General features: G+C 67.8%; 27 protein-coding genes and 1 riboswitch. Of the genes, 7 read left to right on the top strand and 20 right to left on the bottom strand.

Translation table 11 applies throughout. The features are described from left to right. Positions 1–40 precede the first annotated feature (40 nt). From ACR9ZJ_RS05380 to ACR9ZJ_RS05365, 4 genes are all read left to right on the top strand, one after another. A complete protein-coding gene (locus tag ACR9ZJ_RS05380) occupies positions 41–592 on the top strand; it encodes a (2Fe-2S)-binding protein (protein WP_306849734.1) in 552 nt (183 codons plus the stop codon). Further along, complete coding sequence (locus ACR9ZJ_RS05375; protein WP_481287093.1) at positions 589–2,865, top strand: xanthine dehydrogenase family protein molybdopterin-binding subunit; 2,277 nt, start codon at positions 589–591, stop codon at positions 2,863–2,865. The genes ACR9ZJ_RS05380 and ACR9ZJ_RS05375 overlap by 4 nt, the downstream gene beginning before the upstream one ends. 30 nt (positions 2,866–2,895) lie before the next feature. After that, positions 2,896–3,660, top strand: coding sequence for a class I SAM-dependent methyltransferase (locus tag ACR9ZJ_RS05370; protein ID WP_481279503.1), 765 nt, complete (start codon positions 2,896–2,898; stop codon positions 3,658–3,660). 83 nt (positions 3,661–3,743) lie between these two features. Continuing rightward, the gene (locus ACR9ZJ_RS05365; protein WP_306849731.1) at positions 3,744–5,027 is read left to right on the top strand and encodes a polyhydroxyalkanoate depolymerase; all 1,284 of its coding nucleotides are present in this window, start codon (positions 3,744–3,746) and stop codon (positions 5,025–5,027) included. Positions 5,028–5,257: 230 nt separating this feature from the next. On the opposite strand, the gene ACR9ZJ_RS05360 is transcribed toward ACR9ZJ_RS05365, so the two are convergent. Further along, positions 5,258–6,361 carry an SLC13 family permease gene (locus ACR9ZJ_RS05360; RefSeq protein WP_481279502.1) on the bottom strand — a complete coding sequence of 368 codons (1,104 nt, stop codon included), beginning with the start codon at positions 6,359–6,361 and terminating at the stop codon, positions 5,258–5,260. 52 nt (positions 6,362–6,413) lie between these two features. Further along, the gene (locus tag ACR9ZJ_RS05355) at positions 6,414–7,187 is read right to left on the bottom strand and encodes a DUF4097 family beta strand repeat-containing protein (protein WP_481279501.1); all 774 of its coding nucleotides are present in this window, start codon (positions 7,185–7,187) and stop codon (positions 6,414–6,416) included. A gap of 165 nt (positions 7,188–7,352) precedes the next feature. On the opposite strand from ACR9ZJ_RS05355, the gene ACR9ZJ_RS05350 reads away from it, so the two are divergent. Continuing rightward, positions 7,353–7,886, top strand: a complete 534-nt coding sequence (locus ACR9ZJ_RS05350) for a hypothetical protein (RefSeq protein ID WP_481287092.1) — start codon at positions 7,353–7,355, stop codon at positions 7,884–7,886. Positions 7,887–8,350: 464 nt separating this feature from the next. On the opposite strand, the gene mazG is transcribed toward ACR9ZJ_RS05350, so the two are convergent. Genes mazG through gspN form a run of 5 tightly spaced genes read right to left on the bottom strand, consistent with a single transcriptional unit; the run spans position 8,351 to position 12,066 of the window. Then, positions 8,351–9,142, bottom strand: a complete 792-nt coding sequence (mazG, locus tag ACR9ZJ_RS05345) for a nucleoside triphosphate pyrophosphohydrolase (protein ID WP_481279499.1) — start codon at positions 9,140–9,142, stop codon at positions 8,351–8,353. Continuing rightward, positions 9,139–9,957 carry a 3'(2'),5'-bisphosphate nucleotidase CysQ gene (gene cysQ, locus ACR9ZJ_RS05340; RefSeq protein ID WP_481279498.1) on the bottom strand — a complete coding sequence of 273 codons (819 nt, stop codon included), beginning with the start codon at positions 9,955–9,957 and terminating at the stop codon, positions 9,139–9,141. Before cysQ ends, mazG begins: the two co-directional genes overlap by 4 nt. After that, complete coding sequence (gene nudE, locus ACR9ZJ_RS05335) at positions 9,954–10,511, bottom strand: ADP compounds hydrolase NudE (RefSeq protein WP_426285456.1); 558 nt, start codon at positions 10,509–10,511, stop codon at positions 9,954–9,956. Before nudE ends, cysQ begins: the two co-directional genes overlap by 4 nt. Next, on the bottom strand, positions 10,508–11,296 hold the full coding sequence (locus ACR9ZJ_RS05330; protein ID WP_481279497.1) for an inositol monophosphatase family protein: 789 nt from the start codon (positions 11,294–11,296) through the stop codon (positions 10,508–10,510). The genes nudE and ACR9ZJ_RS05330 overlap by 4 nt, the downstream gene beginning before the upstream one ends. Continuing rightward, a complete protein-coding gene (gene gspN, locus ACR9ZJ_RS05325) occupies positions 11,293–12,066 on the bottom strand; it encodes a type II secretion system protein N (RefSeq protein ID WP_481287091.1) in 774 nt (257 codons plus the stop codon). The genes ACR9ZJ_RS05330 and gspN overlap by 4 nt, the downstream gene beginning before the upstream one ends. 56 nt (positions 12,067–12,122) lie before the next feature. On the opposite strand from gspN, the gene ACR9ZJ_RS05320 reads away from it, so the two are divergent. Next, entirely contained in the window at positions 12,123–13,493 is a 1,371-nt protein-coding gene (locus tag ACR9ZJ_RS05320; protein WP_481287090.1) for an adenosylmethionine--8-amino-7-oxononanoate transaminase, read from the top strand. Here ACR9ZJ_RS05320 and ACR9ZJ_RS05315 read toward each other — a convergent pair. Further along, positions 13,490–14,116 (bottom strand): DsbA family protein, encoded by a 627-nt coding sequence (locus ACR9ZJ_RS05315; protein ID WP_481287089.1) that lies wholly within the window; start codon positions 14,114–14,116, stop codon positions 13,490–13,492. The genes ACR9ZJ_RS05320 and ACR9ZJ_RS05315 overlap by 4 nt on opposite strands. Positions 14,117–14,197: 81 nt before the next feature. Between ACR9ZJ_RS05315 and ACR9ZJ_RS05310 the strand changes: the two genes are divergently transcribed. Next, entirely contained in the window at positions 14,198–14,932 is a 735-nt protein-coding gene (locus tag ACR9ZJ_RS05310; RefSeq protein WP_481279493.1) for a 16S rRNA (uracil(1498)-N(3))-methyltransferase, read from the top strand. Here ACR9ZJ_RS05310 and ACR9ZJ_RS05305 read toward each other — a convergent pair. From ACR9ZJ_RS05305 to glyA, 12 genes are all read right to left on the bottom strand, one after another. Then, entirely contained in the window at positions 14,917–15,900 is a 984-nt protein-coding gene (locus ACR9ZJ_RS05305; RefSeq protein WP_481287088.1) for a potassium channel beta subunit family protein, read from the bottom strand. The two genes, ACR9ZJ_RS05310 and ACR9ZJ_RS05305, sit on opposite strands and share 16 nt — an antisense overlap. Before the next feature lie 9 nt (positions 15,901–15,909). After that, positions 15,910–16,410, bottom strand: coding sequence for a phosphatidylglycerophosphatase A family protein (locus ACR9ZJ_RS05300; protein ID WP_481279491.1), 501 nt, complete (start codon positions 16,408–16,410; stop codon positions 15,910–15,912). Next, positions 16,407–17,360, bottom strand: a complete 954-nt coding sequence (gene thiL, locus ACR9ZJ_RS05295) for a thiamine-phosphate kinase (RefSeq protein WP_481279490.1) — start codon at positions 17,358–17,360, stop codon at positions 16,407–16,409. The genes ACR9ZJ_RS05300 and thiL overlap by 4 nt, the downstream gene beginning before the upstream one ends. A 45-nt stretch (positions 17,361–17,405) precedes the next feature. Next, complete coding sequence (gene nusB, locus ACR9ZJ_RS05290; protein WP_306849703.1) at positions 17,406–17,855, bottom strand: transcription antitermination factor NusB; 450 nt, start codon at positions 17,853–17,855, stop codon at positions 17,406–17,408. Beyond that, positions 17,852–18,319: a 6,7-dimethyl-8-ribityllumazine synthase gene (gene ribH / locus ACR9ZJ_RS05285; protein ID WP_306849701.1), complete on the bottom strand. Its 468-nt coding sequence runs from the start codon at positions 18,317–18,319 to the stop codon at positions 17,852–17,854. The genes nusB and ribH overlap by 4 nt, the downstream gene beginning before the upstream one ends. Before the next feature lie 45 nt (positions 18,320–18,364). Next, entirely contained in the window at positions 18,365–19,297 is a 933-nt protein-coding gene (gene ldcA / locus ACR9ZJ_RS05280) for a muramoyltetrapeptide carboxypeptidase (protein ID WP_481279489.1), read from the bottom strand. Positions 19,298–19,366: 69 nt separating this feature from the next. After that, positions 19,367–20,458, bottom strand: coding sequence for a bifunctional 3,4-dihydroxy-2-butanone-4-phosphate synthase/GTP cyclohydrolase II (gene ribBA, locus ACR9ZJ_RS05275; RefSeq protein ID WP_481279488.1), 1,092 nt, complete (start codon positions 20,456–20,458; stop codon positions 19,367–19,369). A 13-nt stretch (positions 20,459–20,471) separates the two neighbouring features. After that, on the bottom strand, positions 20,472–21,113 hold the full coding sequence (locus ACR9ZJ_RS05270; protein ID WP_481287087.1) for a riboflavin synthase: 642 nt from the start codon (positions 21,111–21,113) through the stop codon (positions 20,472–20,474). A 125-nt stretch (positions 21,114–21,238) separates the two neighbouring features. After that, positions 21,239–21,387: riboswitch (FMN riboswitch) on the bottom strand. Between the two features lie 345 nt (positions 21,388–21,732). Further along, positions 21,733–22,719: a Gfo/Idh/MocA family protein gene (locus ACR9ZJ_RS05265; protein WP_481287099.1), complete on the bottom strand. Its 987-nt coding sequence runs from the start codon at positions 22,717–22,719 to the stop codon at positions 21,733–21,735. After that, positions 22,716–23,846, bottom strand: coding sequence for a bifunctional diaminohydroxyphosphoribosylaminopyrimidine deaminase/5-amino-6-(5-phosphoribosylamino)uracil reductase RibD (ribD, locus tag ACR9ZJ_RS05260; RefSeq protein ID WP_481287086.1), 1,131 nt, complete (start codon positions 23,844–23,846; stop codon positions 22,716–22,718). The genes ACR9ZJ_RS05265 and ribD overlap by 4 nt, the downstream gene beginning before the upstream one ends. After that, the gene (nrdR, locus tag ACR9ZJ_RS05255; protein WP_306849690.1) at positions 23,846–24,361 is read right to left on the bottom strand and encodes a transcriptional regulator NrdR; all 516 of its coding nucleotides are present in this window, start codon (positions 24,359–24,361) and stop codon (positions 23,846–23,848) included. The genes ribD and nrdR overlap by 1 nt, the downstream gene beginning before the upstream one ends. A 3-nt stretch (positions 24,362–24,364) precedes the next feature. Then, positions 24,365–25,621 carry a serine hydroxymethyltransferase gene (gene glyA / locus ACR9ZJ_RS05250; RefSeq protein ID WP_481279485.1) on the bottom strand — a complete coding sequence of 419 codons (1,257 nt, stop codon included), beginning with the start codon at positions 25,619–25,621 and terminating at the stop codon, positions 24,365–24,367. Positions 25,622–25,756 lie beyond the last annotated feature (135 nt).

Genomic DNA, 25,756 nt, shown 5'->3' with positions numbered 1-25,756 from the left:
CACGGATGCCACAATGACCCGGTTCAGTTGAGGAAAGCCGATGGCACAGCAAGGTCCGACGTCTCCCGTACCCGTTCCGCCCAAGCAGGACGCCCGTCAGCCGGCGCCCAAGCCGGTACGTGAAGGCATCGACCTCATCGTCAACGACAAGCGCTACCGGCACACGGGCGACAAGACCATGCCCCTGCTCTGGTACCTGCGCGACGTGCTGCGCCTGACCGGCGCGAAGTATGGCTGCGACCAGGGCGATTGCGGCTTCTGCACGGTCATCGTCGACGGCAAGGCCGTGGCCTCCTGCCAGACGAAGATGGAAAAGATGTCCGGCAAGCGGGTGACCACGGTCGAGGGCCTGTCCGCCGCGGACGGCACGCTGCACCCCGTGCAGCAGGCCTGGATCGACGAGGACGCCATCATGTGCGGGTTCTGCCAGCCCGGCCAGATCATGGCCGCGGTGGACCTGCTCTCGCGGCAGAAGAATCCCTCCGACGCGGATATAGACAAGATCGGCAACCTCTGCCGTTGCGGCAGCTATGGGCGCATCCGCAAGGCGATCAAGCGCGCCGCCGGCGCGATGAAGGACCCGAAGGCATGAGTGGCGAGGTCCGACTTTCCCGCCGCCGGTTCCTCAAGTACGCCGCCGGCACTGCCGGGGCGCTGGTCATCGGCGTCGGCACCGCGGAGGCCCTGGATCGCCCGCCGCCGCTCGGCCTGCTCGGCGACGCCTGGGCCCAGGTCGGCCCTTACCTGCGCATCGCCGCCGACGGCCGCATCTACATCGGCGTGCGCGATCCCGACAACGGCGAAGGCACGGCCACGTCGCTGGCGCGGATCATCGCCGAGGAACTCGACGCCGACTGGTCGCGCGTGATCGTGGAGCCGCTCGGCCTCGGCGTCACCCAGGGCAACGGCGAACCGAAATTCACCTACGGCCGCCAGCGCAGCGGCGACGCCACCAGCATTCCCGCCGCCTGGGCCGACCTGCGCCAGGCCGGCGCGCTCGGTCGCTGGCTACTCCTGCAGGCGGCCGCGCGCCGCCTAGGCGTCCCGGCGGAACAGCTTCGTGGCGAAAGCGGCATGGTCGTCGCCGCCGACGGACGGCGGATTTCCTATGCCGACCTGGCCTCGGCCGCGGCCGGCATCGACGCGCCGTCGACACCCCCGCCGGTGAAGCAGGCCGAGCGTTACCACCTGATCGGCCAACCCGCCGGGGACATCGACGCGCGCGCCGTCGTCACCGGCACGCTGCGCTATGCCTTCGATGAAAGCATCGGCGATCCCGTGATCGTCGTGCTGGCGCGGTGCCCCTACCCCGGCGGCTCGCTCGACACGGCCGATCGCGACGCGGCGAAGAAGGTCGAGGGCGTCTTCGACGTCATCGAGATCACGCCCGAGCAAGGCCAGCAGCCCGGCCTCGCCGCGCAGGCACCCGCCCTGGCGGTGCTCGCGCGCGACACCTGGTCGGCCTTGTCCGGTCGCGCCGCGTTGAAGGCGACCTGGAAACCCGGAGGCACCACCGAACAGTCGAGCACCACGCTCGAGCAGAAGGCGCTCGACCTGTTCGGGGACGATGCCGCCGCGCCGACCACCGTGCGCAACGACGGCGATATCGCCGCCGCGCGCAAGAAGGCCGCGCGCGCGCTCGAAGCCACGTATTTCCAGCCCTGGGTCGCGCACGCCACGGCGGAAACCCCCAATTGCGTCGTCCGCCTCGACCCGGACACCAGCGTGACGGTGATCGCCGCCACGCAGTCGCCACGCCAGGCGTACACGGTCGTGCAACGCATGACCGGGTTCCGTCCCGAGCAGATCGACATCCAGGTGCCGCGTGGCGGTGGCGGTTTCGGCCGCCGGCTGGAGCAGGACTACATCGCCGAGGCGATGGCGGTCGCCCTGGCCAAGAAACCCGACGAGATCCGCAACCGGCCGGTCAAGCTGCTCTGGACCCGCGACGACGACCTGGCGCGCGACTATTACCGTCCGCTGGCGGTGCACCGCCTCAACGCGTCGCTGGATCGCAAGAAGAACATCGTCGGCTGGCACCAGCGCATGGCGAGCCCGTCCGCGCTGGCGGGACGGGCCACGCCGGACAATCGGCTCTGGCAATCGGAACTGGTCGCCGACGCCCTGCCCGCGGGACTCGTTCCCAATTTCCGCAGTGACTGGTACCCGCTGGAATCGACGCTGGCCCGCGGCGAGTGGCGGGGCTCGCCGCACGTCACGCCGACCTTCGCCAGTGAAAGCTTCATCGACGAACTCGCGCACGCGGTGAAGGCCAATCCGCTCGACTTCCGTCTCGCCCTGCTCGGCGAGGCGCGCCAGTTGCCGTACAACGGCCGTGGCGGCCCCATCGACACCGCGCGCATGGCGAACGTGCTGAAGCTCGCCGCCGACAAGCTCGACTGGAGCCGTTGGCTGCGCAGCGAGAATGGCCTCGGCATCGCCTGCGCCTATGTCTTCGGCGCCTACGTGGCCCACGCCATCGAAGTGGCGCCGACCACCGATGGCATCGACATCCACCGCGTGGTCTGCGTCGCCGACGTCGGCCGCGCGATCAATCCCCTCGGCCTGGAAGCCCAGTTGCAGGGGGCCACGCTGGATGCGCTGTCCACCGCTCTCAACCTCGCCATCACGGTGAAGGACGGTAAGGTGCAGCAGACCGGCTTCCGCGACTACCCGATCGCCGCGACGCAACCGATGCCCTACGAGGTGGAGACGGTGATCGTGCCGTCCACCGCCGATCCGGCCGGTGCCAGCGTGATCGGCGTACCCTCGGCGGCGCCGGCTCTCGCGAACGCCGTCTTCCGCGCCACCGCCGTGCGGGTACGCCGATTGCCCCTGCTGCGCGAACTGGCGCGACTGCGCTAGTCCTTGTCTTCCACCGCCCCGAGGTACCGCATGACCATCGCATCGTTTACCTCGGGCCCTCCGGCCCAGCGGACCGACGCCGACCTGATCGGCAGCAACAAGCGCTTCTACGACGCCTTGTGGACGGACGCGAAGCTGTTCTCGCCGGAGCAGTTCAATACCTGGCCCCTGGTCGCCGAACTGGCCGCGCAGACCGCGCGACGGCTCGAAGTGGCGCCGGGCCTGCGTCCCCGCCTGCCACTGGCGGACACCCAGTTCGTCGACCTCAGCCGGCCGGCGCTGGCGGAGCTCGGCCGGCACGGCGCGCGCGTGGCCAACGCCATGATCGGCGCCCTGCCCTTCCGCGACGCCAGCTTCGACTTCGTCTGCGCCTTCGACATCCTCGAGCACGTGGTGGACGACGAAGGGGCCCTGGGCGAACTGGCCCGCGTGGCCGAACCGGGCGCCCGCCTGCTGATCTCGGTGCCCCTGCACCCGGACGCATGGACCGCCTTCGACGACTTCGTGGGCCACTACCGCCGCTACGAGCCCGAGGCGATCCGGGCCTTGCTGGACCGGCATGGATTCACCATCGAACGCAGCGCCGTCTACGGCATGCAGCCGAAATCGTCGAAGCTGCTCGACCTCGGGCAGTGGTTCCTGACCCACCAGCGCGCCCGCGCCATGTGGTGGTACAACCGGGTGTTCATGCCGCTGGGCGTGCGTTTCCAGAAGCCGCTGGCCTTCACGACCGGCTTCGAACCAGGGCCCGGAGTCGACGAAGTCCTGCTGGTCTGCCGCAAGGCAGCCACTTAAATCGAGTAAAAACAGGGGCTTTACACATGGCGCGGCGCAACTGGTTATGATGCGCCACCTTTCCCGCCCCGGACGCAAGCTGCATGCTCTATCTCATGCACGAATGGCAACGCTCGATGCTCAGCCCGCTCTCCTACTGGGCCGAGGCGGGCGCGAAGATGTTCGGCGACATCGCCAGCCCGTTCGCCCGGGTGCCGGGCGCGGAACGCGCCGCCGCCGGTTACGAACTCATGTACCGGCTGGGCAAGGCCTACGAAAAGCCTGAATTCGATATCCACAGCGTGCACGCCCACGGCCACGACGTCGCCATCGTCGAACAGGTCGCCATGGCCAAGCCGTTCTGTACCCTCAAGCGGTTCAAGCGCTTCTCCGACGACCAGGCCACCGTCGACAAGATGAAGAACGACCCGGCCGTGCTGGTCGTCGCGCCGCTGTCCGGACATCACTCCACGCTGCTGCGAGACACCGTCCGCACGCTGCTGCGCGATCACAAGGTGTACATCACCGACTGGGTCGACGCGCGCATGATCCCGCTCGACCAGGGCTCGTTCTCGCTGGCCGACTACGTGTCGTACATCGAGGAATTCATCCGCCACGTCGGCGTGCATCGCGCGCACGTGGTCTCGGTCTGCCAGCCCACGGTGCCGGTGCTCGCGGCGGTATCGCTGATGGCCGCCCGTGGCGAGGCCACGCCGGCCACGCTCACCCTCATGGGCGGTCCGATCGACACGCGCAAGAGCCCCACCAGCGTCGACAACCTGGCCACCACGCGTCCGCTGTCGTGGTTCCGCAACCAGCTGATCCACAAGGTGCCCTATCAGTACCCGGGCGCGGGCCGCGAAGTCTATCCGGGCTTCCTGCAGCACGCGGGATTCATCGCGATGAATCCGAGCCGTCACGTGATGTCGCACTGGGACTTCTACGAGAACCTGCGCAAGGGCGATCTCGACGACGCCGACCAGCACCGCAAGTTCTACGACGAATACAACGCCGTGCTCGACATGCCGGCCGAGTACTACCTCGACACGATCGAGACGGTGTTCCAGGAACACCGCCTGCCCAAGGGCACCTGGGAAGTGCACGGCGAGCTGGTGCAACCGGCGAAGATCAAGGACACCGCACTGCTCACCATCGAAGGCGAGCTCGACGACATCTCCGGCCTTGGCCAGACCGAAGCGGCGCACGGCCTGTGCAAGGGCATCGCGAAGAAGCGCCGCAAGCACATCACGATCGAGGGCGCCGGCCACTACGGCATCTTCAGCGGCCGCCGCTGGCGCGACGTGGTCTATCCGGATGTCCGCGATTTCATCAAGGCCTTCGACCGCGGCAACAGCAACACCGGCGCCCAAGGCACCCGCAAAGCCTGATAACCAGCCCTGGTGGGTGCCCAGGCCTGGTGGGGTGCCCAGGCCTGGTGGGGTGCCCAGCCGTGGTGGGGTGCCCAGCCCCGGTGGGATGACCAGCCCTTGTGGGAGCCGACCTTGTCGGCGATCCCGCGGCAGCGGGCCAGGTTGCGGCAAGCACCCATCGCCGACAGGGTCGGCTCCCACCAAGGTCGGCTCCACCAGAGGCGGCCCCACCAGGCGAAAGCTTGCCGCTAGAGCAGGGCCCAGCCCAATAGTCCGATCACCACGAAGAACGGCACGGACCACACGTGGAAGCTCGCCCACGCCTTGCGCTCGCCGAGCAGCCGCAGCGCGATCAGGTTCGCCAGCGAGCCCAGGACGAAACCGAATCCGCCCACGTTCACGCCGAAGGCGATCGTGCGCCAGTCGTGCGAATACTCCGCCAGGAGGATCGCCGCGGGCACGTTGCTGACCACCTGTGAAGCGAGCGCGCCGGTGAGGTACAGGTGTGGCGCGTGCTCCAGGCCCAAACCCGCCACGAACGAACGGACCCCGTCGAGCCCCGCCAGCATGCGCAGGTCGATGAACATGAGCACGAAGGTCAGCAACAGCCCCCAGTCGATGCTGGCGACGACACGCCGGCGCAACGCGAGGAAGACCACCACGACGCCGAGCAACCCCCAGCCCACATATTGCAGGTCGGCCAGTACGATGAAGGGCACGTAGAGCAACGCCGCCACGCCGAGCATCATGCGATCGACGGGCTCCCCACCACGCTCATGCACTTCCAGGGGCATGGCGGGAAACGCAAGCGCCGTCAGTGCGAGCAACAAGGCCAGGGCGATCGCGACCAGCGGCAGCATCTCCCAGACGAAGCCACCGAATCCGTTGTTCCATTGCTGCCAGAGGAACAGGTTCTGCGGATTGCCGATCGGCGTGAGCATCGAGCCCGCATTCACCGCCAGGGCTTCGAACACCACCAGGCGCGTCGCCGGCATGCGTGCGATCCGGCACATGCTCAGGGTCAAGGGCACCATCACGAAGAGCGACACGTCGTTGGTCAGGATCATCGACAGCACGGCCGTGGCCGCGACGAGGCCGAGCGCCGCCACGCGCCGCGTCGAGGTGCGATCGATCAGCCAGCGTCCCGCCATGTCGAGGGCGCCGCTGGATTCCACGCCCTTGGTAAGGATCAACAGGCCCGTGAGCGCGGCTATGGTGGGCCAGTCGACCAGGGAGGGCCAGGCGGCGACGCGTGAAGGCCGTGCGATCGCGAGGGCGATCGACACGGCCAGCAATACGAGGAAGAAGACATCGCGGCGCAGCGCGCGCAACGAAGGAGGTAGCCACATCATGAAGGAAGGATCCCGCCGCCGAGGACGGGATCATATCGGCTTCCGGCGTGGGTCAGCGATTCTTGTCCGGAACGTCGACGCGGCCGGTGACACCATGGTGGTCGACATCGCCGCTGCCTTGCGTGCGAACCCGGAGGTCGCCACGAACGCCGTCGACGTTGAGGTCGCCCGAACCGATGGTCCCGACTTCCACGTTGCCGCCGATGTCACTGAGCTTCGCGTCGCCCGAGCCGACCGTGCCGATGCGGACGCCACCGTTCACGTGCTTCGCCTCGAAATCGCCGGAGCCCACCGTGTCGACTTCCACGGGGCCGGTGCCGTCGAGCTTCACCTCGCCGGAGCCCACCGTGGTCCGTACCGACCCCTTGATGTCGCTCGCTTCCAGTTCACCCGAGCCCGACGAACTGTCCAGTGACGCGACGCCGCGCACCTTCGCTTCGCCCGAGCCCACGTTGACCATGACCGGGATGGTCGACGGCACGCTGGCCTCGACCTTCAGGTCGCTGTAGTGACTGCCGAAACCGGACCAGCCACTGTTGCGGTTGTTCTTCAGTTCGACCAGGAGCGTGTCGCCGTCGCGTTCCTGCGTGACGACGAGGTTGTCGACGGTTTCCTGATCGGAGGCGCAGGCCTTGCCGCGCACCGTTCCCTTGCCTGCGGGCGCGCCGCCGGAAAGGTGCAGTTCGTAGGCATGGACGGAGAAGCGGACGGCGCGGACGCCGGAAAGATCGAGATCGAGGTTGCGATCCGCGTGGAACTTGCACTGGTCGTCGGCCATGGCGATGGCCGGTACCAGCAATAGCGAGGCGAGAAGCAGGTGACGCATGGAAATCCCCTCCGGTGGATGCGGTGTGCCGGTGATGGATGCCAGCCACGCGCAAAAGGTTGTAACCGCGATTTCACACGAATCTGAGCGGTTGGCAACAAGCCCGTCAACCGCCGGCGAGGCGGCACGTTTTCCCCCGTGCAAGTCCAACCGGGAGATCACCCTATGCAACGCAAGACCCTTCTCGCCAGTGCCGCTTCCCTTCTCCTTGCCGGTTCGGCCGCCTTCGCGTTCGCGCAGGATGCCACCCCCAAGACGCCGCCCGCCCCGGCGGCCCACGCCAGCCAGCCAGCCGGCCCCCAGCAGGGCCCGAAGTGGGACCGCGATGGCGACCGCGGCCATGGTCGCGGCGAGCATGGCGGCTGGGGCCGTCACGGTGGCGGCATGGCCCGCTCCGGCGTCATCGGCGACCTTCGCGCGCTCGAACGCCTGTACATCGTGTCCGGCCGCAGCAAGGAACTGCCGGCGCTCTACAACGATGTGCTGGCCAAGTCGCAGAACCCGATGGTCCGCGATTACGTGTACCGCCACCTGGCACGTGCGCAGATGCAGCCGCAGAATCCGGACGCCGCCATCGCCACGATGCGCAAGAGCCTCGACGAGAACCTCGCGCAGGACCAGAAGCGTCACCAGGAGATGGAGCAGTTCAAGGCGCGCATGGCGCAGCGAATGGCCGATAAGTCGGCTGCTTCGAAGTGAAGTGAGGGAAACGGGGCCGCAAGGCCCCGTTTTCTTTGGGGCATCTGTTGCGCCTCTGTGGGGCCTCTGCCGGGCCGCCCCATTGTGGGAGCCGCTTCAGCGGCGATGGATGCTTGCCTCACCCTGGCCCGCTGCCGCGGGATCGCCGACAAAGTCGGCTCCCACAAAGGATGCTTGCTTCAGCCTGGCCCGCTGCCGCGGGATCGCCGACAAGGTCGGCTCCCACCAGGGCTGGTTATCCTTGGCAGGACGAGTCCCGTCGTTTTGTGGGAGCCGCTTCAGCGGCGATGGGTGCTTGCCGCACCCTGGCCCGCTGCCGCGGGATCGCCAACAAGGTTGGCTCCCACAAAGGCTGCTTGCCTCACCCTGACGCGCTTGCGGCGGAATCGCCGATACATCGGCTCCCATAGGGTTGGCCATGCCACGACTACCTGGGTGGAGCCGACCTTGTCGGCGATTTGCGATCAGCCTGCCTCGCGCTTCACCCGGCGCCAGAGCATCTCCTGCTCCTGCAGCGAATAGGACGCCAGCTCGCGCCCTTCCATCGCGGCAAGCGCCTCCATCGCGCGGAAGCGCCGCTCGAACTTCGCGTTCGCACCACGCAACGCGCGCGACACGTCGACCTTCGCATGCCGCGCGAGGTTCGCTGCCACGAACAGAACGTCGCCGATTTCATCGGCCAGGCGTTCCTCGTCGGCGCCGTTCTCGAATTCGTGGCGGACTTCCTCGATCTCTTCCTCGATCTTGTCGAGCACCGGCCGATGGTCCGGCCAGTCGAAGCCGACGTTCGCCGCGCGCTTCTGCAACTTCACCGCGCGCTGCCATTCCGGCAACCCACGTGAAATACCGGCAAGCGCGCTGGTGTCGTCGGCGCCCTTGGCCGCGCGTTCCTCCGCCTTCAGGCGATCCCAGTCGCGCGAGCGCGCAAGGTCGCTGGCATGCGTCACGTCGCCGAAGACATGGGGATGACGACGCAGCATCTTGTCGCAGATCGCCTCGACGACATCGCCGAAGGCGAAATGCCCCGCTTCTTCCGCCATGCGTGCATGGAACACGACCTGCAGCAGGAGATCGCCCAGTTCGTCACGCAGGTCGTGCATGTCCCCACGGTCGATCGCATCGGCGACCTCGTAGGCTTCCTCGATCGTGTACGGCGCGATCGTGGCGAAGTTCTGCTTCACGTCCCAGGGACAGCCGTTCTCCGGATCGCGCAGGCGCGCCATGATGGCGATGAGGTCGTCCACCGGGCGCGTCACGCGGCATCCTCCGGATCGACCAGCCGCGCCGCCCAATCGACCGAGGTATCGCCACAGGCGATGAATTCGGGATTGATGAGCGAATCGCGCGTGTTGTAGCGAAAGGGGCGGCCCGCCAGGTCGAGCACGGCGCCACCGGCTTCCTCGAGCACGCATTGCGCCGCGGCGGTGTCCCATTCGGACGTGGCACCCAGGCGCAGGTAGATGTCCGCGTCACCCCGCGCGATCACGCAGAACTTGAGCGAGGAACCGAGCACGAAGGTCTCGTGATCGCCGAGGCGATGGAGCAGCGCGAGGCTGCGGCCACCTCCGTGCGAGCGGCTGCCGGTGACCCTCAGCAGGCCGTCGGCGCGGCGCGTGTATATGCGTTCACGCGGCCCGTCGATCGTGGACTGCCGCCAGGCACCCTCGCCGCGGGCGGCGGCGTACAGATCGCCCGTCACCGGGACGAGCACCACGCCGAGCACGCTGCGATGGTCCTCGATGAGCGCGATGTTCACCGTGAACTCGCCATTGCGCTTCACGAATTCGCGCGTGCCATCGAGCGGGTCGACCAGCCAGTAGCGCCGCCAGGTACGCCGCTCGGCCCAGGGCGCGGCGAGCGCCTCCTCGGAAATCACCGGCACACCGGGAGCCAGCCGATGCAGGCCTTCCGCGATGATGCGCTGGGCGGCGAGGTCGGCGGCGGTCACGGGTGAGTCGTCGTCCTTGCTGATCACTTCGAAATCCTGCGCATACACCGCGAGGATCGCCTCGGCGGCCTGTCGCGCGATGGCGCAGACCGGATCGAGCCATGCTGCCGGCGATACGCTCATGCGGGACGGTACCGTCCGGCCAGGTATTCGCGGGCCATGAACAGCGCGGCGATCGAGCGGCCTTCGGTCACATCGTCACGTGCGAGCAGCTCGTGCAGCTTGTCCATCCGCCAGGGCACCACTTCCAGTTCCTCGGGCTCGTCGCCTTGCAGGCGCTCGGGGTAGAGGTCTTCCGCGAGGACGACGTGCGCGAGGTGGGTCATGTACGAGGGCGACAACGACAGCGTGCCGAGGATCTTCAGCTTGCGCGCGCCGTAGCCGACTTCTTCCTTCAGTTCGCGATTCGCGCCCTGCTCCGTCGTCTCGTCGCCATCCAGGCGGCCCTTCGGCACGCCCAGTTCGTAGCGGTCCACGCCAACGCCGTATTCACGCACGAGCAGTACCGTTTCCGGGTCGCGCATCGCGACGATCAGCACGGCGCCGAAACCGCTGCCCTTCAGGCGCTGGTACGTCCGCCTTTCACCATTGGAGAACTCGAGGTCGACCTCTTCCGCGCGGCGGAGGGGACTGTCGGGCGCATCGCGCGTCGCGAGGATCGTCGGGCGTTTGTTCATCGGGCGATTGTAGCGCCGGTGAATCGCGCCAGTGCCTCGGCGTGGATGGCCGGCGTGCCTGCCAGGACGCTGCGCGTGTCCAGGCCGGGCGCGGCGCCATCCAGGTCGGTGAATACGCCGCCGGCCTCGCGGACGATCACCGCCAGGGCGGCGATGTCGAGGATGTTCAGGTCGGATTCGATCACCAGGTCGAGGCCACCACGGGCAAGCAGGTGGTAATGACAGAAATCGCCATAGCCACGGATGCGATTGCTGTCGCGGATCATCGCGCCCAGCGCGTCCCATCGGGCATCCATCGTGAGGGTCTTCACGTTGCCGGTGGAGATCGATGCCTCGCGCATCGTCGCCGTCGACGCCACGCGCACGGGATCTCCGTCGAGGAAGGCGCCACGTCCGCGCACGGCCCACATGCGCTCGCCGTATACGGGGGCGGAGGAGACACCCAACACCAGTTCGCCACGATGCATCAGGGCGATCTGCGTGGAGAAGAACGGCGTGCGACGGACGAAGCTCTTCGTTCCGTCCAGGGGATCCACCAGCCACAGGTATTCCCGCGAGGTGTCGTCCGCCCCGTATTCCTCGCCATAGATACCGGCTTCCGGCAGGGCTTTCGCGAGGATCGCGCGGATCGCCATTTCCGCTTCGCGGTCCGCGACGGTGACCGGCGTGTCGTCGCCCTTCACGATCACGTCCACGCCGGCGCGCCAGTAATGCTGGATGATCTCGGCGGCCGCTCCGGCGGCGTCGCGCGCGGCGGCAAGCGCCTTGTCGAGGATGTCTGTCATGGTGTGATCGAGGGCGCCAGCCCCGCCTTGCGTTGGAGGTTGACGGAACCGTCGCGGCCCACCGGGCCGAAACGTGCGATGAGATGCGACAACGCGCTGTCGGCGATGCGGGGAACCAGCTTGCCTTCCATGCGCCAGCCCAGCGGCGAAGCGGCCAGCGCCGCGTTCACCGCCAGCGAGCCCGCGCCGTCGTCGGCGAGCGCGGCGCGCAGCACCCCGCCCTGGCTCGATGCCCGCAGCGCGATATCGCCGAGGACGACATAGCCCTCGGGTGTGCGCACGGCGGCCTTACGCCAGGTGATGTCGGCATCGAGGGCCACCGGCCAGTTGCCTTGGAGTTCGGCGCGTGGAATACGCCCTTCCACCACCCCCGCCGGCACCAGTCCGGGCGGCAGGGCCGGTCCGGCCAAGGCGCCGGCATCCATCCGGAAATCGACCCCGCTCCAGGTCGCGTTGTCGCGGCCGGTGCTCTCCAGATGGCCGTCGAAACGCCCCGCGCCGCCGTCAAGGTGGATATCCAGGTGCGTGCGTCCGAGGATCGCGTCTCGCCCGAGACGCCAGGTGGCGACGCCGAGTTCGCGGCCGTCGGCCATCGCCACGCGCCCCGCGCGGCCATTCCACAGCGTGCCCGAGAGTTCGTCGAGCACCACGCCGTGGACCCGCCGCGCCGCGAACGGCACGGCGATGCTCGCCGGCAGGAACCAGTATGAAAGCCCCGCGGCGACGGCCAGCAAGGCGACGAGCAGGGCCGTCCAACGCAACCACTTCAAACCATCACCTCACCTCTCGACTTGAGGACCGGGGGGCACGGGGCGATGATGGGCGGATGACCGACGCCCTTTTCGCTTCCCCGGCCGCCGACGCGCTCGTCGCCCGCGACCTTTCCGTCCTCTGGCACCCGTGCACCCAAATGCACGACCACGAAACCCTGCCCATGGTACCCGTGGTGCGCGGCGAAGGGGCGTGGCTGGTCGGCGCGGACGGCAAGCGCTACCTCGACGCCGTCAGTTCCTGGTGGACGAACCTGTTCGGCCACGCGGAGCCACGTATCGCCGGGGCGCTGAAAGACCAGCTCGACCGCCTGGAGCACGTCATCTTCGCCGGCTTCACCCACGAACCCGCGCTGGAACTGGCCGAGGAACTGGTGCGGATCACGCCGGCGGGGCTGGAGCGCGTCTTCCTCGCCGACAACGGGTCCGCCGCCATCGAGGTGGCGCTGAAGATGAGCTTCCACTACTGGCTCAATCGCGGCCACGGCGAGAAGACGCGTTTCATCGCGCTCACCGGCAGCTATCACGGCGAGACCCTGGGCGCGCTTTCCGTCAGCGACGTGGCGCTTTATCGCAAGACCTATGCCCCCCTGCTGCTGACGCCCGAACTCGCGCCCTCGCCGGACACCTACGAGGGCGAACCCGGCGAGACGGCGAAGGACATCGCCATGCGCCGCCTGGGCGAGATGCGCGCCTTGCTCGAACGCCACGCACGCGAAACCTGTGCCGTCATCGTGGAACCGCTGGTGCAATGCGCCGGCGGCATGCGCATGTACGACGCGTCGTATCTCACGCGCCTGCGCGCGCTGTGCGACGAATTCGACGTGCACTTCATTGCCGACGAGATCGCCGTCGGCTTCGGCCGGACGGGAACCCTGTTCGCCTGCGAGCAGGCCGGTGTCTCGCCGGACTTCATGTGCCTGTCGAAGGGGCTTACCGGAGGCTTCCTTCCGCTTTCCGCGGTGGTCACCACCAACGACGTCTACCAGGCCTTCTATGCCGAGTACGCCGCCGGCAAGGCCTTCCTGCACTCGCACAGCTACACCGGCAACCCGCTCGCCTGCCGCGCGGCCACCGCCACGCTGAAGATCTTCCGCGACGATCCCGTGCTCGAGCGCAATCGCGTCCTGGCCGCGCACATGGCGTCGCGTATCGCGCCACTGGTGGATCACCCGCACGTGGCCGACGTACGCCAGACCGGCATGATCGCCGCGATCGAGCTGGTCGCCGACAAGGCATCGCGCAAACCTTTCGCCGCGGTGGAACGCCGGGGCCTGCGCGTGTATCGCCACGGCCTGGAGCACGGCGCGCTGCTGCGACCGCTGGGCAACGTCGTGTATTTCATGCCGCCCTACGTGGTCAGCGAGGCGGAGATCGACTTCATGGTCGACACCGCGATCGCGGGCATCGCGAAAGCGGTGGCCTAGACGCGCGACAAGCCCACCGGCAAATGGCCCAGGCGGTCCATCTCGCCGTCCGCGAACAGGTCCGGATGGGTGAGGTAGTCCATCGCGAAACCATGGGCGTCCGCGCCCCAGAACAATTCATCGCCGATGGCGAGCGTGGGTACGCCGAACACCTGCTGCCGCATCGCCTGTTCGAAATTGGCCTGCAGCCGGGTCTTCACCTCGGGAGCGGCCAGCGCGGCGCGTACATCGGCTATCCCGAGCGACGACGCCAGCGGCTCCAGTGCCTCGGCCGTATCCGCCGGACGCCCGTGCGCCCATATCCATTCGAAGATGGCGCCCACCGCCTCCACGCTGGTCCCCGCCGCGATGCACAGGCGCAGGGCCGGCAGCGGATTGAACGGATGCGTGGGCGGGAACCGCAGCGGGATGCCCGCCTGGCGCGCACGCCATTGCGCATAGCGGTAGGTGAATTCGCGCTTGCGCGGAATCTCGGCCGGGCCACGCTGGCCCATTTCCTTGAGCAGCGCACCGAACAGGATCGGCCGCAGGGCCACCTCGCGCCGCTCCGCGAGTTCGCGGATCGACTGCCATTGCAGCCAGGAGAACATCGAGACGAAATCGAAGTACCAAGCGATCGGCATGGGCGGCTCCCGGAAAACCCCATGGACGATAGCGGGCCGTGGGGCTGGCTACAATGCACGTTCCGTGACACGAGACACATCATGCGCACCATACGCATCCACGTCGACCTTGCCCTGGCCGCCGGCCAGGAGATCACCCTGCCCGCCCAGGCGGGAGAGCACGTGGCCCGCGTATTGCGGCTGGACGTGGGGGCGCCCGTGGTGTTGTTCTCAGGCGGCGACGGCATGGAGTACGACGCCACCCTCGTCGGCGTGGGCAAGCGTGAGGTCGTCGCGGCCGTCGGCAGCGGGCGCGCTGTCGCCAACGAATCCCCGCTCGCACTCACCCTCGCCCAGGGTGTCGCCCGTGGCGAGAAAATGGACCTCATCGTGCAGAAAGCGACCGAGCTCGGCATCGCCCGCATCGTGCCGATCCTCACCGAACGATCGGAGGTGAAGCTCGATCCGGCACGCGCGGAAAAACGCCTCGTCCATTGGCGCGCGGTGGCCGCCAGCGCGTGCGAACAATCGGGCCGCGCCCGAGTTCCCACGATCGATCCGGCACTGCCCTTGTCGGCGTGGCTGGCATCGCTCGACGGCGATGCATCCCCACGGCTTGCGTTGCTTCCGGAAGGAAGCAAACGCCCCGGCGAACTCGGCCTGCGCGAGTCAGCCATCCTCGCGATCGGGCCGGAAGGCGGCTTCGGCGAACGCGACCGTGCCGCCCTCGCGTCGTCGGGTTTCCTCGGCTTGAAACTCGGCCCGCGCATCCTCCGCACGGAGACCGCCGGCCTGGCGGCGATCGCCGCCCTGCAAGCCCTCTACGGCGACATCTGAGCGAGCAATGCCGCTTCGACGCGGCGCATGACGCTCTCGTCGAGCAGCGGCAGCGCGTCGAGGGCCTTGAGGTTTTCTTCCAGTTGCGCGGTCTTGCTCGCGCCGAGAATCACCGTCGAGACGTTCGGATTCTTCAGGCACCAGGCCAGCGCGAAGCGTGCGAGGGGAAGGTCGAGGTCGGCCGCGATCGGCGCGAGCGCGCGCACGGTCTTCAGGCGCGCGCCGTCGTCTTCCAGCAAGGCCTCGCGCAACCAGGCGTAATCGGGATGGCCCAGCCGCGAATCGTCCGGCACGCCGTCGTTGTACTTGCCCGTGAGCAGGCCCGAGGCCAGCGGCGACCAGACCGTGGTGCCCATGCCGTAGCGCTCGTATAGCGGGGCGTATTCCCGCTCGAACCGCTCGCGGTGCAACAGGTTGTACTGAGGCTGTTCCATCGACGGCGCGATGAGGTTCCGCTCGCGCGCCACGCGGTGCGCTTCCTCGATCAAGGCGGCCGGCCATTCGCTGGTACCCCAATACATCACCTTGCCCTGGCGGACCAGGGTATCCATCGCCAGCACCGTTTCTTCCACCGGCGTGTCGGGATCGGCACGGTGGCAGAAGTACATGTCGAGGTAATCGACGCGCAGGCGCTCGAGGGCTTGGTGGCAGGCGTCGAACACGTGCTTGCGCGATAGCCCGCGCTGGGTCGGCTTGGGTTGCTCGCTCGCGCCGAAGTACACCTTGCTCGACACGGTGTACGCATCGCGCGGCAGGCGCAGGTCGGCGATGACGTCGCCCATCAGGCGCTCGGCTTCACCGGCGTTGTACGTTTCCGCGTTGTCGAAGAAGTTGACGCCATGGTCGTAGGCGAGCGCGATGAGTTCGCGTGCCTGCGAGCGGCCCACCTGCCGGCCGAAGGTGACCCAGGCACCGTAGGAAAGTGCGGAGACCTTGAGGCCGGTCGAACCGAGGCGACGGTATTCCATGGCGAATTCCTAACGGATGAAGTGGAGGATCGCGAACAATACGATGGCGGCGACGATACCCGCGATCACGTCATCGAGCATGACGCCGAGCCCCCCTTTCACACGCCGGTCGAACCAGGCGATCGGCCACGGCTTCCACACGTCGAATACGCGGAACAGGATGAAGCCCGCCGCCACCGCCCACCATGGCGCGAGCAGCGCGGGCAGCAAGGCGATCCACTGGCCGACGAATTCGTCCCAGACCAGGCTGCGATGATCGGCCACGCCGAGGAGGCGGCCGGCGACATCGCAAGCCCATACGCCGATGCCGAATGCCACCGCGACGACGGCGATCCAGGCGGATAACGGCAGGTCGCGCAGCAGCAACCACGGAAGGATCGCCGCCAGCGAACCGAAGGTCCCCTGCGCCTTCGGTGTCAGGCCCGAGCCGAAACCGCAGGCGATCCACCCTGCCGGCGAAGCGAGCAGGCGGCGGCGATCGGCGGGGTCGAGGGTGTATTTCGTGCTCACGTGGCGAAATGGTTCCAGCCGGTGCGCGATGGTTCATGCACGCCGCCGCGCTCGTCGAGCACGCGCACGCCGCTGCCTTCCACGACGCGGCCCACGCGCGTGGCGCCGCAGCCGAGGCGCGCCATCGTGCTCGACAGCTCGCCCGCCCGGTCGGCCGGCACGGTGAAGCAGAGTTCGTAATCGTCGCCACCGCCGAGCGCGAAATCCAGTGCGTCGGCTTCCGCGAAGTGAGTGAGCAACGCCGACGAGCGCGGCAACAACGGGGCCTCGATGTCGATACCCACGCCGCTGGCCGTACAGATATGGCCCAGGTCGGCGACGAGTCCATCCGAGATATCGATGCAGGCGGTGGCGATGCCACGCAGCGCCTGCCCGGCCGAGACACGTGGCGTCGGCCGGTTGAGCCGGTCGACCAGGACGGCATAGGGCGAGGCGTCGGCCTCGGCAAGGCAGCGCAGGCCCGCGGCCGCATCGCCCAGCGTGCCGGTGACCATGACCACGTCGCCCACGCGCGCGCCCGAGCGAAGCAAGGCTTCGCCCGGCGTCGTGAACCCATGCACGGCGACCGTCACGGTCAGGGGACCGCGTGTGGTGTCGCCGCCGATGAGGGCAAGCCGGTACGGCGTGGCCAGTTCGGCGAAGCCGCTGGCCAGGCCGTCGAAGAAGGCCTCGTCGCCACCGGGCGTCGTAAGCGCCAGCAAGGCCCACGCCGGGGTGGCGCCCATGGCGGCGAGGTCGGAAAGATTCACCGCCAACGCCTTCCAGCCAATGTCGGCCGGCGACGTACCGGGCGGGAAATGCACCCCTTCGACGAGGGTGTCGACGGCGATGGCCAGCTCGCGGCCGGCCGGCACCGCGACGATGGCGGCATCGTCACCGATGCCTTCGATCACGTCGTCGCGATGGACTTCCGTATGCCGGCGGATGCGTTCGATCAGGTCGAATTCCATGCGTTTCCCTTGGAAAGAAAGCGCGCGGGAATCGCGGCGCCTGGATCAGGATCGCTTTTCGGCGGTACGCCAATGCGTCGCGAGTTTGTCTAGCACGCCGTTCACATAGCTGTGGCCGTGATCGGCACCGAAACGCTTGGTGGCTTCCACCGCCTCGTTGATGACGACGCGGTAGGGGACGTCCGGACGGTACTTCAGCTCGTACGCCCCCATGCGCAAGGCCGCGCGTTCGATCGGATCGATCTGCGCGACCTCCCGGTCGACGAAGGGCTTGATGCCGTCGTCGAGCTCCTTAACGTGCTGCTCGACGCCGCGCAGGATGTCCTCGAAGTATTCGAGATCGGCTACTTCCATGTCCTGCTCGTGGCGGAACTGCTCGATGACACTGGCCATCTTGCTGCCGCCGACCTGCCAGGCATAGAGCGCCTGGAGGGCACGGCGACGGGCACGCGAGCGCGCGGCCAGGTCGATGCCATGCGGAGGGTTGCTGCTCATTTCCCGAGCTTCGTGTAGAGGTTGACCATCTCGATGGCGACCATGGCCGCATCGGCGCCCTTGTTTCCCGCCTTGGTGCCGGCCCGTTCGATGGCCTGCTCGATGCTGTCGGTGGTCAACACGCCAAAGCACACGGGTACGCCCGAGGCGTAGGCGGCCTGGCCGAGGCCCTTGGCCGCTTCTCCGGCGACGTAGTCGAAGTGCGGCGTGGATCCCCGGATCACCGCACCCAGGCCGAGCACGGCGGCGTAGTTGCCCGAGCCGGCGACCTTGTAGGCGGCCTGCGCGATTTCCCATGCGCCGGGGACGCGGATCAGGTCGATGGCGTCGTCTTTCACGCCGTGGCGGACCAGCGTGTCACGCGCGCCCTGGACGAGCGGTTCCACGACGAACGCATTGAAGCGGCCGGCCACGATGGCGAAACGGCCCTTGGGAGTGGCGAAATCGCCTTCGATGATCTTCATGCAAGGTATTCCTGTGGCGAATAGGCCGCCGCGCGACCGGACATTTTACGGGGTTTTCGGCCTGGGGTGGCCGTCGAAATCGAGCGTGGCGCGTCCAGCGGCGACGGCGAGGCGGCCGGGCGCCCCGAACGGCAACGTGAGCTTGGCGGGTCCGTGACCGAATGGCAGCCCGCGAACCACGGGGATGGCGGCCACCTCGGCGATGCGTTCCAGCGCCACGTCGAGGTCGTAGCCGTTGTCGTATTCGGAAACGCGGTAGCTGGTGAAATCGCCCACCAGCAAGGCCTTCTGCGTACCCAGCACGCCGGCATGGAGCAGGTGGTAAAGCATGCGCTCCACCCGGTACGGAGGCTCGGCCACGTCCTCGACGAAGAGCAGGCCGCCCTCGATCGCCGGGAAGTAAGGGGAGCCGACCAGGCCGGCGAGCATGGCCAGGTTGCCACCCCACAGCGTGCCGCTGGCGGTCACGTCCTCGGTGGACGGGGCGACCCACTCGGCATGGACCTCGTCGCTGGCCAGCGTGTGCCAGAAATGGTCCCAGGTGAGGGTATCGAGTTCGCTCGCGCCGAAATCCGCCCCGAGCATGGGCCCGCCGAAGGTGACGACGCCGCCTCTCGCATACAGGGCGCATTGCAGGGCGGTGAAATCGCTGTGCCCGACCAGGGCGACGGGCGCACCGCGCAGCCGGGCGCCGATGCCCTCGTAATCGAGCATCGGCAAGAGCGGATGGGCTCCGTAACCGCCACGGATCGCCAGGGCGATGTCCGGCAGCGGGCGGGAGGGGTCCGCCAAGGCGTTCAGGTCGGCCGCGCGCTGGGCATCGGTGCCGGCGAAACGCAGGTCGCGCCGCGCCAGGACTTCCTTGCCCGTGACCCGGTGGCCCGCCGCTTCGAGGCGGGCGACGCCGCGCCGCATGGCCTCTGGGTTGTGTGGATAGCCGGAGGGGGCGATCAGGCGGATGTCATAGCTGGGCGGCATGCGGGGCGTCGTCGGGGAAAGGGCTAGCAATAAGCTGTGAGGCGTCGTTTCGCAACCCGAGGCCTCGCATCAGCCCGCTTGCTCGACGACTTCCAGGCCGAAACCCGCGATGCCGACGAACTTGCGCGGCGTGCCCATCACGCGCAGGCGGGTTACCCCGAGTTCGGCGAGGATCTGCGCGCCCAGGCCCAGTTGGCGCCATTCCTGGTCGTCCTTCGGCGGCGGCATCGGCGCATGGTCGCGCTTGAGCCGCGCCAGCAACGCCCCGGGGGTATCCTCGCCGGAAAGTACGAGCAACACGCCGCGCCGCTCCGCGTCGATGCGGCGCAGCGCATCGGTCACGGTCTGGCCGAGATCGTCACGCTTCAGGTGCAGCACGTCGGACAATGTGTTCCGCACGTGCACCCGCGTCAGTACCGGCTCGCCGTCGGCCACGTCGCCGCGGACCAGGGCGAAATGCAATCCATGGCGGATCTGGTCGCGGAAGGCGACCAGGCGGAACGCGCCGAACTCCGTCTCCACGTCTTCCTCATGGACACGCTCGACCGTCTTCTCCGTCTCCAGGCGATAACGGATCAGGTCGGCGATGGTGCCGATCTTCAGGCCGTGCTTCGCGGCGAACACCTCGAGTTCGGGACGGCGGGCCATCGAGCCGTCGTCGTGCAGGATCTCGATCAAGACCGAGGAAGGTTCGAGGCCCGCCAGTGCCGCCAGGTCGCATCCGGCTTCGGTGTGTCCTGCGCGGGTCAGCACGCCGCCCGGCTGCGCGGTCAGCGGAAAGATGTGACCGGGCATGGTGATGTCGGCGGGCTTCGCCTCCTTCGCCACGGCCACCTGGATGGTGTGCGCGCGATCGTGCGCCGAGATGCCGGTGGTGACACCCTCGGCCGCCTCGATCGAGACGGTGAAGTTGGTGTGGTATGGCGAACTGTTGTCGCTGACCATCGGCTTGAGGCCGAGCTGGCGCGTGCGTTGTTCGGTGAGGGTGAGGCAGAGCAGGCCGCGGGCTTCGCGAACCATGAAGTTGACGTCTTCCGGCCGCACCTTCTCGGCGGCCATCACGATGTCGCCTTCGTTCTCGCGATCCTCGTCGTCGAGGATCACGACCATGCGGCCGTTGCGCAGGTCCTCGAGGATCTCAGGGATGGTGTTGAATGACATGTCGCGGTATTCCTCAGGCGAAGCCGTGCTGCTTCAGGAAGGCCTCGTCGAGGCGCGGGCCGTCGCCGCTGGAAAGCAGGCGTTCGACATACCGGGCGACCACGTCCACCTCGATGTTCACGGCATCGCCGGGACGGCGCGCCGAGAATGCCGTATGTGCCACCGTATGGGGGATAAGGTTGACCCCGAACCGGTTTCCGGTGACTTCGTTCACGGTGAGGCTCGTGCCGTCGATGCACACCGAGCCCTTGTGGGCGATGTAGCGCGCCAGGTCGGCGGGAACCTCGAACGTCCAGCGCTGCGATCGCCCGTCGGGCAGCACCGACACCACCTTGCCCGTGCCATCGACATGGCCGGAGACGAGGTGGCCACCGAGACGGTCGGCCAGGCGGAGCGCCTTCTCCAGGTTCACCGGATCGCCGGCCTTGTGCTTGCCGAGCGTCGTGTGGGAAAGGGTTTCGTTGGAGACATCGGCGGCGAAACCGGACGCGTCGAAGTCGATCACGGTGAGGCAGACACCGGAAACGGCGATGCTGTCGCCGAGGGCGACGTCGGCCATGTCGAGCCCGGATGCATCGACGGTGAGGCGGACGTCACCGCCACGCGGCTCCAGCCGCGCGATACGGCCGACGGCCTGGATAATGCCCGTGAACATGTTCAGTGGCCTCCCTGAAAGGAGGCGATGGGGCGAAGCTGGGTTTTCATGAAACGTTTCCCGCGGTGGTGAGCGAAAAACGCCCCAAGGCGCATGGCGACACGCACCCGGCGAGGAGCGCACGACGCCGTCTTCTTTCATCCGGACTGTGACCGTCGGCTCCGGCATCGGACCGGATCTGCTGACCTCCCGGTGGACCGGGAGCGCTCGCGGGCTCGTTTCCTCGCGGAAACCTACCGCCGGTGGGGAGTTTCGCCCCGCCCTGAAGACGCTATGGAAGCCGGTGTCCCGAGGGACCCCAACCGGCGCAGGATAACATGGGGCCACCCAGGCCAATGACAACTCGATAGCGGCGACTCCGCTCTTGTGGGAGCCGCTTCAGCGACGATGGGTGCTTGCCCCACCCTGGCCCGCTGCCGCGGGATCGCCGGCAAAGCCGGCTCCCACAGGGTCCGCTCCTGCCCGATCCACTCGAACTCGATAGCGGCGACTCCGCTCCTGTGGGAGCCGCTTCAGCGGCGATGGGTGCTTGCCTCGGTCTGGCCCGCTGCCGCGGGATCGCCGGCAAAGCCGGCTCCCACAAGCCGACTCCCACACAGGGGCGGCTCTCGCGCAGGAATCAGCCGCGGAGCACCTGGTCCATCACCCAACTGGTGCGCGCACCCGTGCGAGCCGTCGAGGGACAGGTGCCCCGCCCTGTCAGCTCCGCCACGATGCTCTCGATCAGCGGTTGCTGGATGTGTTCGGGGTTGGCGACGCGGATGTCATCGACACGCCCACCGGATTCGAGCCGGATCGGGTCGTCGCCGAAGGTGGCGAAGATGAGCCGGCCACGGTCACCGACGATCTCCACGCGATCCTCGCGCCGGTCCGCACCGAAATTCCACAGGCCGGTACCGAGCACGCCGCTGCCGAAACGGAACGCCATCGCCACGGTGTCCTCGGCCGGATAGACGTCCATCTGGTTGGAGGCCAAGCCTCGTGCGTCGACGATGGGACCGAGCAGGAAATCGAGGATATCCAGCGTATGGCAACCGATATCGACGAAGATGCCGCCGCCGGAGATCTCCGGACGTAGCCGCCACGGCAGGTTGGCCCGATCGCGGTAGCGCGGATCGAGCGGCTGGTGGAGCAAGACCTGGACGATGCGCGGCGTACCGATGGCACCCTCGCCAAGCAGGCGGGCGATGGTGCGGAAGCGCGGAAGCATGCGACGGTAGTACGCCACGAACACCGGCACGCCGGCGGCTTCGCCCGCCGCGACGATGTCCTCGCACTCCGCGTGGTCGACAGCCATCGGCTTCTCGACGTACACCGGCTTGCCGGCCGCGATCGCCATCAAGGCGTATTCGCGGTGGCTGGAAGGCGGAGTGGCGACATAGATCGCATCGACCTCCGCATCCGCGATCAGGCCGCGCGCGTCGTCGTACCACCTCGGCACGCCATGCCGTTCCGCGTAATCACGCGCCTTGACGGCGTCGCGACGCATGACCGCCACCAGCGACGAGTTCGGTACCTTCGAAAAGGCGGGACCGCTTTTCACCTCGGTGACGGCGCCGCAACCGACGATACCCCAGCGAACGTGCGTCAACGGCGGCACGGCTATCGGCCCACCTCGGCGGACCCTCGCTGGACGGTGGGGCGCAACCGAAGACGGGTATCGTCGCCGACCTGGCGGCGGTCGATGGTGTCGAGCTTCCAGCGCGACGCCATGTCGTCCAGTGGAGGCAAGGTCAGCATCGGCCGTGCCGTATGGCCCAGCAGGACGGGCGCGATGTAAACCAGCAGTTCATCGGCAAGCCCGGCCGCAAGCAACGCGCCGCATAGAACCGGCCCGGCTTCCACGTGCACTTCGTTGGCATCGCGCTGGGCGAGCCCATGGAGCGCGGCGCGCAGGTCGAGGCCGCCGCCATCGTCCTCGCGAATGACGGCACGCTGGACGCTGGCAAGGTGCGCGGGCACGGAGGCATTCTCCGCGTGGAGCAGCACCGTCGGTGCCGCGTCGTCGAGTACATGGGCGCCCGCCGGCGTGCGCAGGCGCGTGTCGAGGATCGCACGCAGTGGCGGCACGAAACGCTCGTCGCCGGGCAGGCGCACGGTGAGGTGGGGGTCGTCGGCGATCACCGTGCCGCTGGCGGAGAGGATCGCCGAGGCACGGGCACGCCAGCGCTGCACATCGGCTCGCGCGGCCTCGCCCGTGATCCATTTCGACGAACCGTCGGCGAGCGCGGTGCGACCGTCGAGGCTCATCGCCAATTTGACGCGCACCCAGGGCCGCCCGCGCTGGATGCGACTGAAGAAGCCGATGTTGAGCTCGTGCGCCGCGTCGCGCATGAGGCCTACCTGCACGCCGATCCCGGCGGCGCGGAGCTTCTCGATGCCGGCGCCAGCGACCTTGTCGAAGGGATCCTCGTGCGCGATCACCACGCGGCCGACGCCCGCGGCGATCAAGGCATCGGCGCACGGTGGCGTGCGGCCGAAGTGCGCGCAAGGTTCAAGGGTGACGTAGGCGGTGGCGCCGCGCGCGGCTTCACCCGCTTCGCGCAACGCGAACACTTCCGCGTGCGGCTCGCCGGCCCGCTGGTGCCATCCGGTACCGAGCACCGTCTCGCCGCGCGCGATCACGCAGCCGACCCGAGGATTGGGCTGGGTGGTATGCAGGCCGCGTTCGGCCAGACGCAGGGCATGGGCCATGTGGACATGGTCCATGGCCGGGAAGAACGGCCGCGACATCAGGGCTTGCGCCCTCGCCGCGCCGCATCCAGCAGCGGCAGTTGCAGGCCTTCGAGCGACGGCAGGTCACGCTCCAGCTTCTCGATCTCCTCGCGGAAGGCGTGGACGTCTTCGAAACGCCGGTAGACCGAGGCGAAACGTACGTAGGCCACCTGGTCGAGCTTCTTCAGCTCACGCATCACCAGTTCACCGACCTGGCGCGAGGGGACTTCGCGTTCGCCCATGCGGCGCAGGTCGTTGATCACCGCGCGCATCGCGGTATCGACCGCGTCGCTGGCGACCGGGCGCTTCTGCAAGGCGCGCTCGAAGCTGACCCGCAGCTTATGCTCGTCGAAAGGCTCGCGCCGGTCGCCGGACTTCACGATGGCCGGCAATTTCAGTTCGGCCGTCTCGAAGGTGTTGAAGCGCTCGCCGCACTGCGGGCATTCGCGACGGCGGCGTACCGTGCTCCCGTCTTCGGTGAGACGGGAGTCGATGACGCGCGTGTCTTCATGCTGGCAGAACGGACAGTGCATCGATCAGCCGTAAACCGGGAACCTGGCGCACTGCGCGGTGACCTTGTCGCGTACCGAGGCGATCACGGCGGCGTCCGCGGGTGCGTCGAGCACGTCGCAGATCCACTGGGTCAACTCGATGGCATCGGCTTCCTTGTAACCGCGGGTGGTGATCGCGGGCGTGCCCACGCGCAGCCCCGAGGTGACGAAGGGCGAACGCGGATCGTTCGGCACCGCGTTCTTGTTCACCGTGATGTGCGCCTTGCCGAGCGCGGCCTCCGCGTCCTTGCCGGTGACGTCGCGGCCGATCAGGTCGATCAGCATGAGATGGTTTTCCGTGCCGCCGGAAACGATCTTGTAGCCACGCTCCATGAAGGTCTTCGCCATCGCCTTGGCGTTCTTGACCACCTGGGCCTGGTATTCCTTGAAGGCGGGTTCCAGCGCTTCCTTGAAGGCCACGGCCTTGGCCGCGATGACGTGCATCAGCGGTCCGCCCTGGATGCCCGGGAAGACGATGGACTGCAGTTTCTTTTCCAGCTCCTCGCCAAGCCCCTTGGCGACGATGATGCCGCCGCGCGGACCGCGCAGGGTCTTGTGCGTGGTGGACGTGACCACGTGCGCATGGTCGATGGGGTTCGGGTAATGCCCCGTGGCCACGAGACCGGCGACGTGCGCCATGTCCACGAACAGGTACGCGCCCACCTTGTCGGCGATGGCGCGGAAGCGCGCCCAGTCGAGCACCTGCGAATACGCGGAGAAGCCGGCGACGATCATCTTCGGCTTGTGCTCGACGGCGAGTTTCTCGATCTCGTCGTAGTCCACCAGCCCGGTGTCCGCATCGATGCCGTACTGCACGGCATGGAAGATCTTGCCCGAGAAGTTCACCTTGGCGCCGTGGGTGAGGTGGCCGCCGTGGGCGAGGCTCATGCCCAGGATGGTGTCGCCCGGCTGGAGCAGGGCGAAGTACACCGCCTGGTTGGCCTGCGAACCGGAGTGCGGCTGGACATTCGCGTAGTCGGCGCCGAACAGCTTCTTGAGGCGGTCGATCGCCAGCTTCTCGGCGATGTCGACGTATTCGCAGCCACCGTAGTAACGCTTGCCGGGATAGCCTTCCGCGTACTTGTTGGTCAGCGAGGAGCCCTGGGCTTCCATCACGCGCGGGCTGGCGTAGTTCTCCGAGGCGATCAACTCGACGTGATCTTCCTGGCGACGGGTCTCGTCGGCGATGGCCTTGGCGAGTTCGTCGTCATAGCCGGCGATCGTTGCATCCTTCGGGAACATCTCGACCTCATGGGAACGGGTGGGGAAAGAAGACCGAAAGTGTAGCGTTAGCGGCAGTTTGCGGCCACCACCCGCCTGAATCGGGGTATTTAGCGGCAAGGGACGGCACATACGCGGGCGTATGCCGCTCGATGG

The organism is Luteibacter sp. KNZ12-1A, assembly GCF_056755675.1.
This window is presented reverse-complemented; position numbering and strand designations above follow the sequence as displayed.

Coding starts and splice junctions, on each gene's coding strand:
- ACR9ZJ_RS05360 (WP_481279502.1), bottom strand. CDS start 6,361: ATGATGTGGCTACCTCCTTCGTTGCGCGCGCTGCGCCGCGATGTCTTC.
- ACR9ZJ_RS05355 (WP_481279501.1), bottom strand. CDS start 7,187: ATGCGTCACCTGCTTCTCGCCTCGCTATTGCTGGTACCGGCCATCGCC.
- ribH (WP_306849701.1), bottom strand. CDS start 18,319: ATGAAGATCATCGAAGGCGATTTCGCCACTCCCAAGGGCCGTTTCGCC.
- ACR9ZJ_RS05380 (WP_306849734.1), top strand. CDS start 41: ATGGCACAGCAAGGTCCGACGTCTCCCGTACCCGTTCCGCCCAAGCAG.
- ribBA (WP_481279488.1), bottom strand. CDS start 20,458: ATGTCATTCAACACCATCCCTGAGATCCTCGAGGACCTGCGCAACGGC.
- nusB (WP_306849703.1), bottom strand. CDS start 17,855: ATGAGCAGCAACCCTCCGCATGGCATCGACCTGGCCGCGCGCTCGCGT.
- cysQ (WP_481279498.1), bottom strand. CDS start 9,957: ATGAGCGTATCGCCGGCAGCATGGCTCGATCCGGTCTGCGCCATCGCG.
- ACR9ZJ_RS05350 (WP_481287092.1), top strand. CDS start 7,353: ATGCAACGCAAGACCCTTCTCGCCAGTGCCGCTTCCCTTCTCCTTGCC.
- ACR9ZJ_RS05315 (WP_481287089.1), bottom strand. CDS start 14,116: ATGCCGATCGCTTGGTACTTCGATTTCGTCTCGATGTTCTCCTGGCTG.
- nrdR (WP_306849690.1), bottom strand. CDS start 24,361: ATGCACTGTCCGTTCTGCCAGCATGAAGACACGCGCGTCATCGACTCC.
- ACR9ZJ_RS05310 (WP_481279493.1), top strand. CDS start 14,198: ATGCGCACCATACGCATCCACGTCGACCTTGCCCTGGCCGCCGGCCAG.
- ribD (WP_481287086.1), bottom strand. CDS start 23,846: ATGTCGCGGCCGTTCTTCCCGGCCATGGACCATGTCCACATGGCCCAT.
- ACR9ZJ_RS05365 (WP_306849731.1), top strand. CDS start 3,744: ATGCTCTATCTCATGCACGAATGGCAACGCTCGATGCTCAGCCCGCTC.
- ACR9ZJ_RS05320 (WP_481287090.1), top strand. CDS start 12,123: ATGACCGACGCCCTTTTCGCTTCCCCGGCCGCCGACGCGCTCGTCGCC.
- nudE (WP_426285456.1), bottom strand. CDS start 10,511: ATGAACAAACGCCCGACGATCCTCGCGACGCGCGATGCGCCCGACAGT.
- thiL (WP_481279490.1), bottom strand. CDS start 17,360: ATGGAATTCGACCTGATCGAACGCATCCGCCGGCATACGGAAGTCCAT.
- glyA (WP_481279485.1), bottom strand. CDS start 25,621: ATGTTCCCGAAGGATGCAACGATCGCCGGCTATGACGACGAACTCGCC.
- ACR9ZJ_RS05370 (WP_481279503.1), top strand. CDS start 2,896: ATGACCATCGCATCGTTTACCTCGGGCCCTCCGGCCCAGCGGACCGAC.
- ldcA (WP_481279489.1), bottom strand. CDS start 19,297: ATGCCGCCCAGCTATGACATCCGCCTGATCGCCCCCTCCGGCTATCCA.
- ACR9ZJ_RS05270 (WP_481287087.1), bottom strand. CDS start 21,113: ATGTTCACGGGCATTATCCAGGCCGTCGGCCGTATCGCGCGGCTGGAG.
- ACR9ZJ_RS05330 (WP_481279497.1), bottom strand. CDS start 11,296: ATGACAGACATCCTCGACAAGGCGCTTGCCGCCGCGCGCGACGCCGCC.
- ACR9ZJ_RS05305 (WP_481287088.1), bottom strand. CDS start 15,900: ATGGAATACCGTCGCCTCGGTTCGACCGGCCTCAAGGTCTCCGCACTT.
- ACR9ZJ_RS05375 (WP_481287093.1), top strand. CDS start 589: ATGAGTGGCGAGGTCCGACTTTCCCGCCGCCGGTTCCTCAAGTACGCC.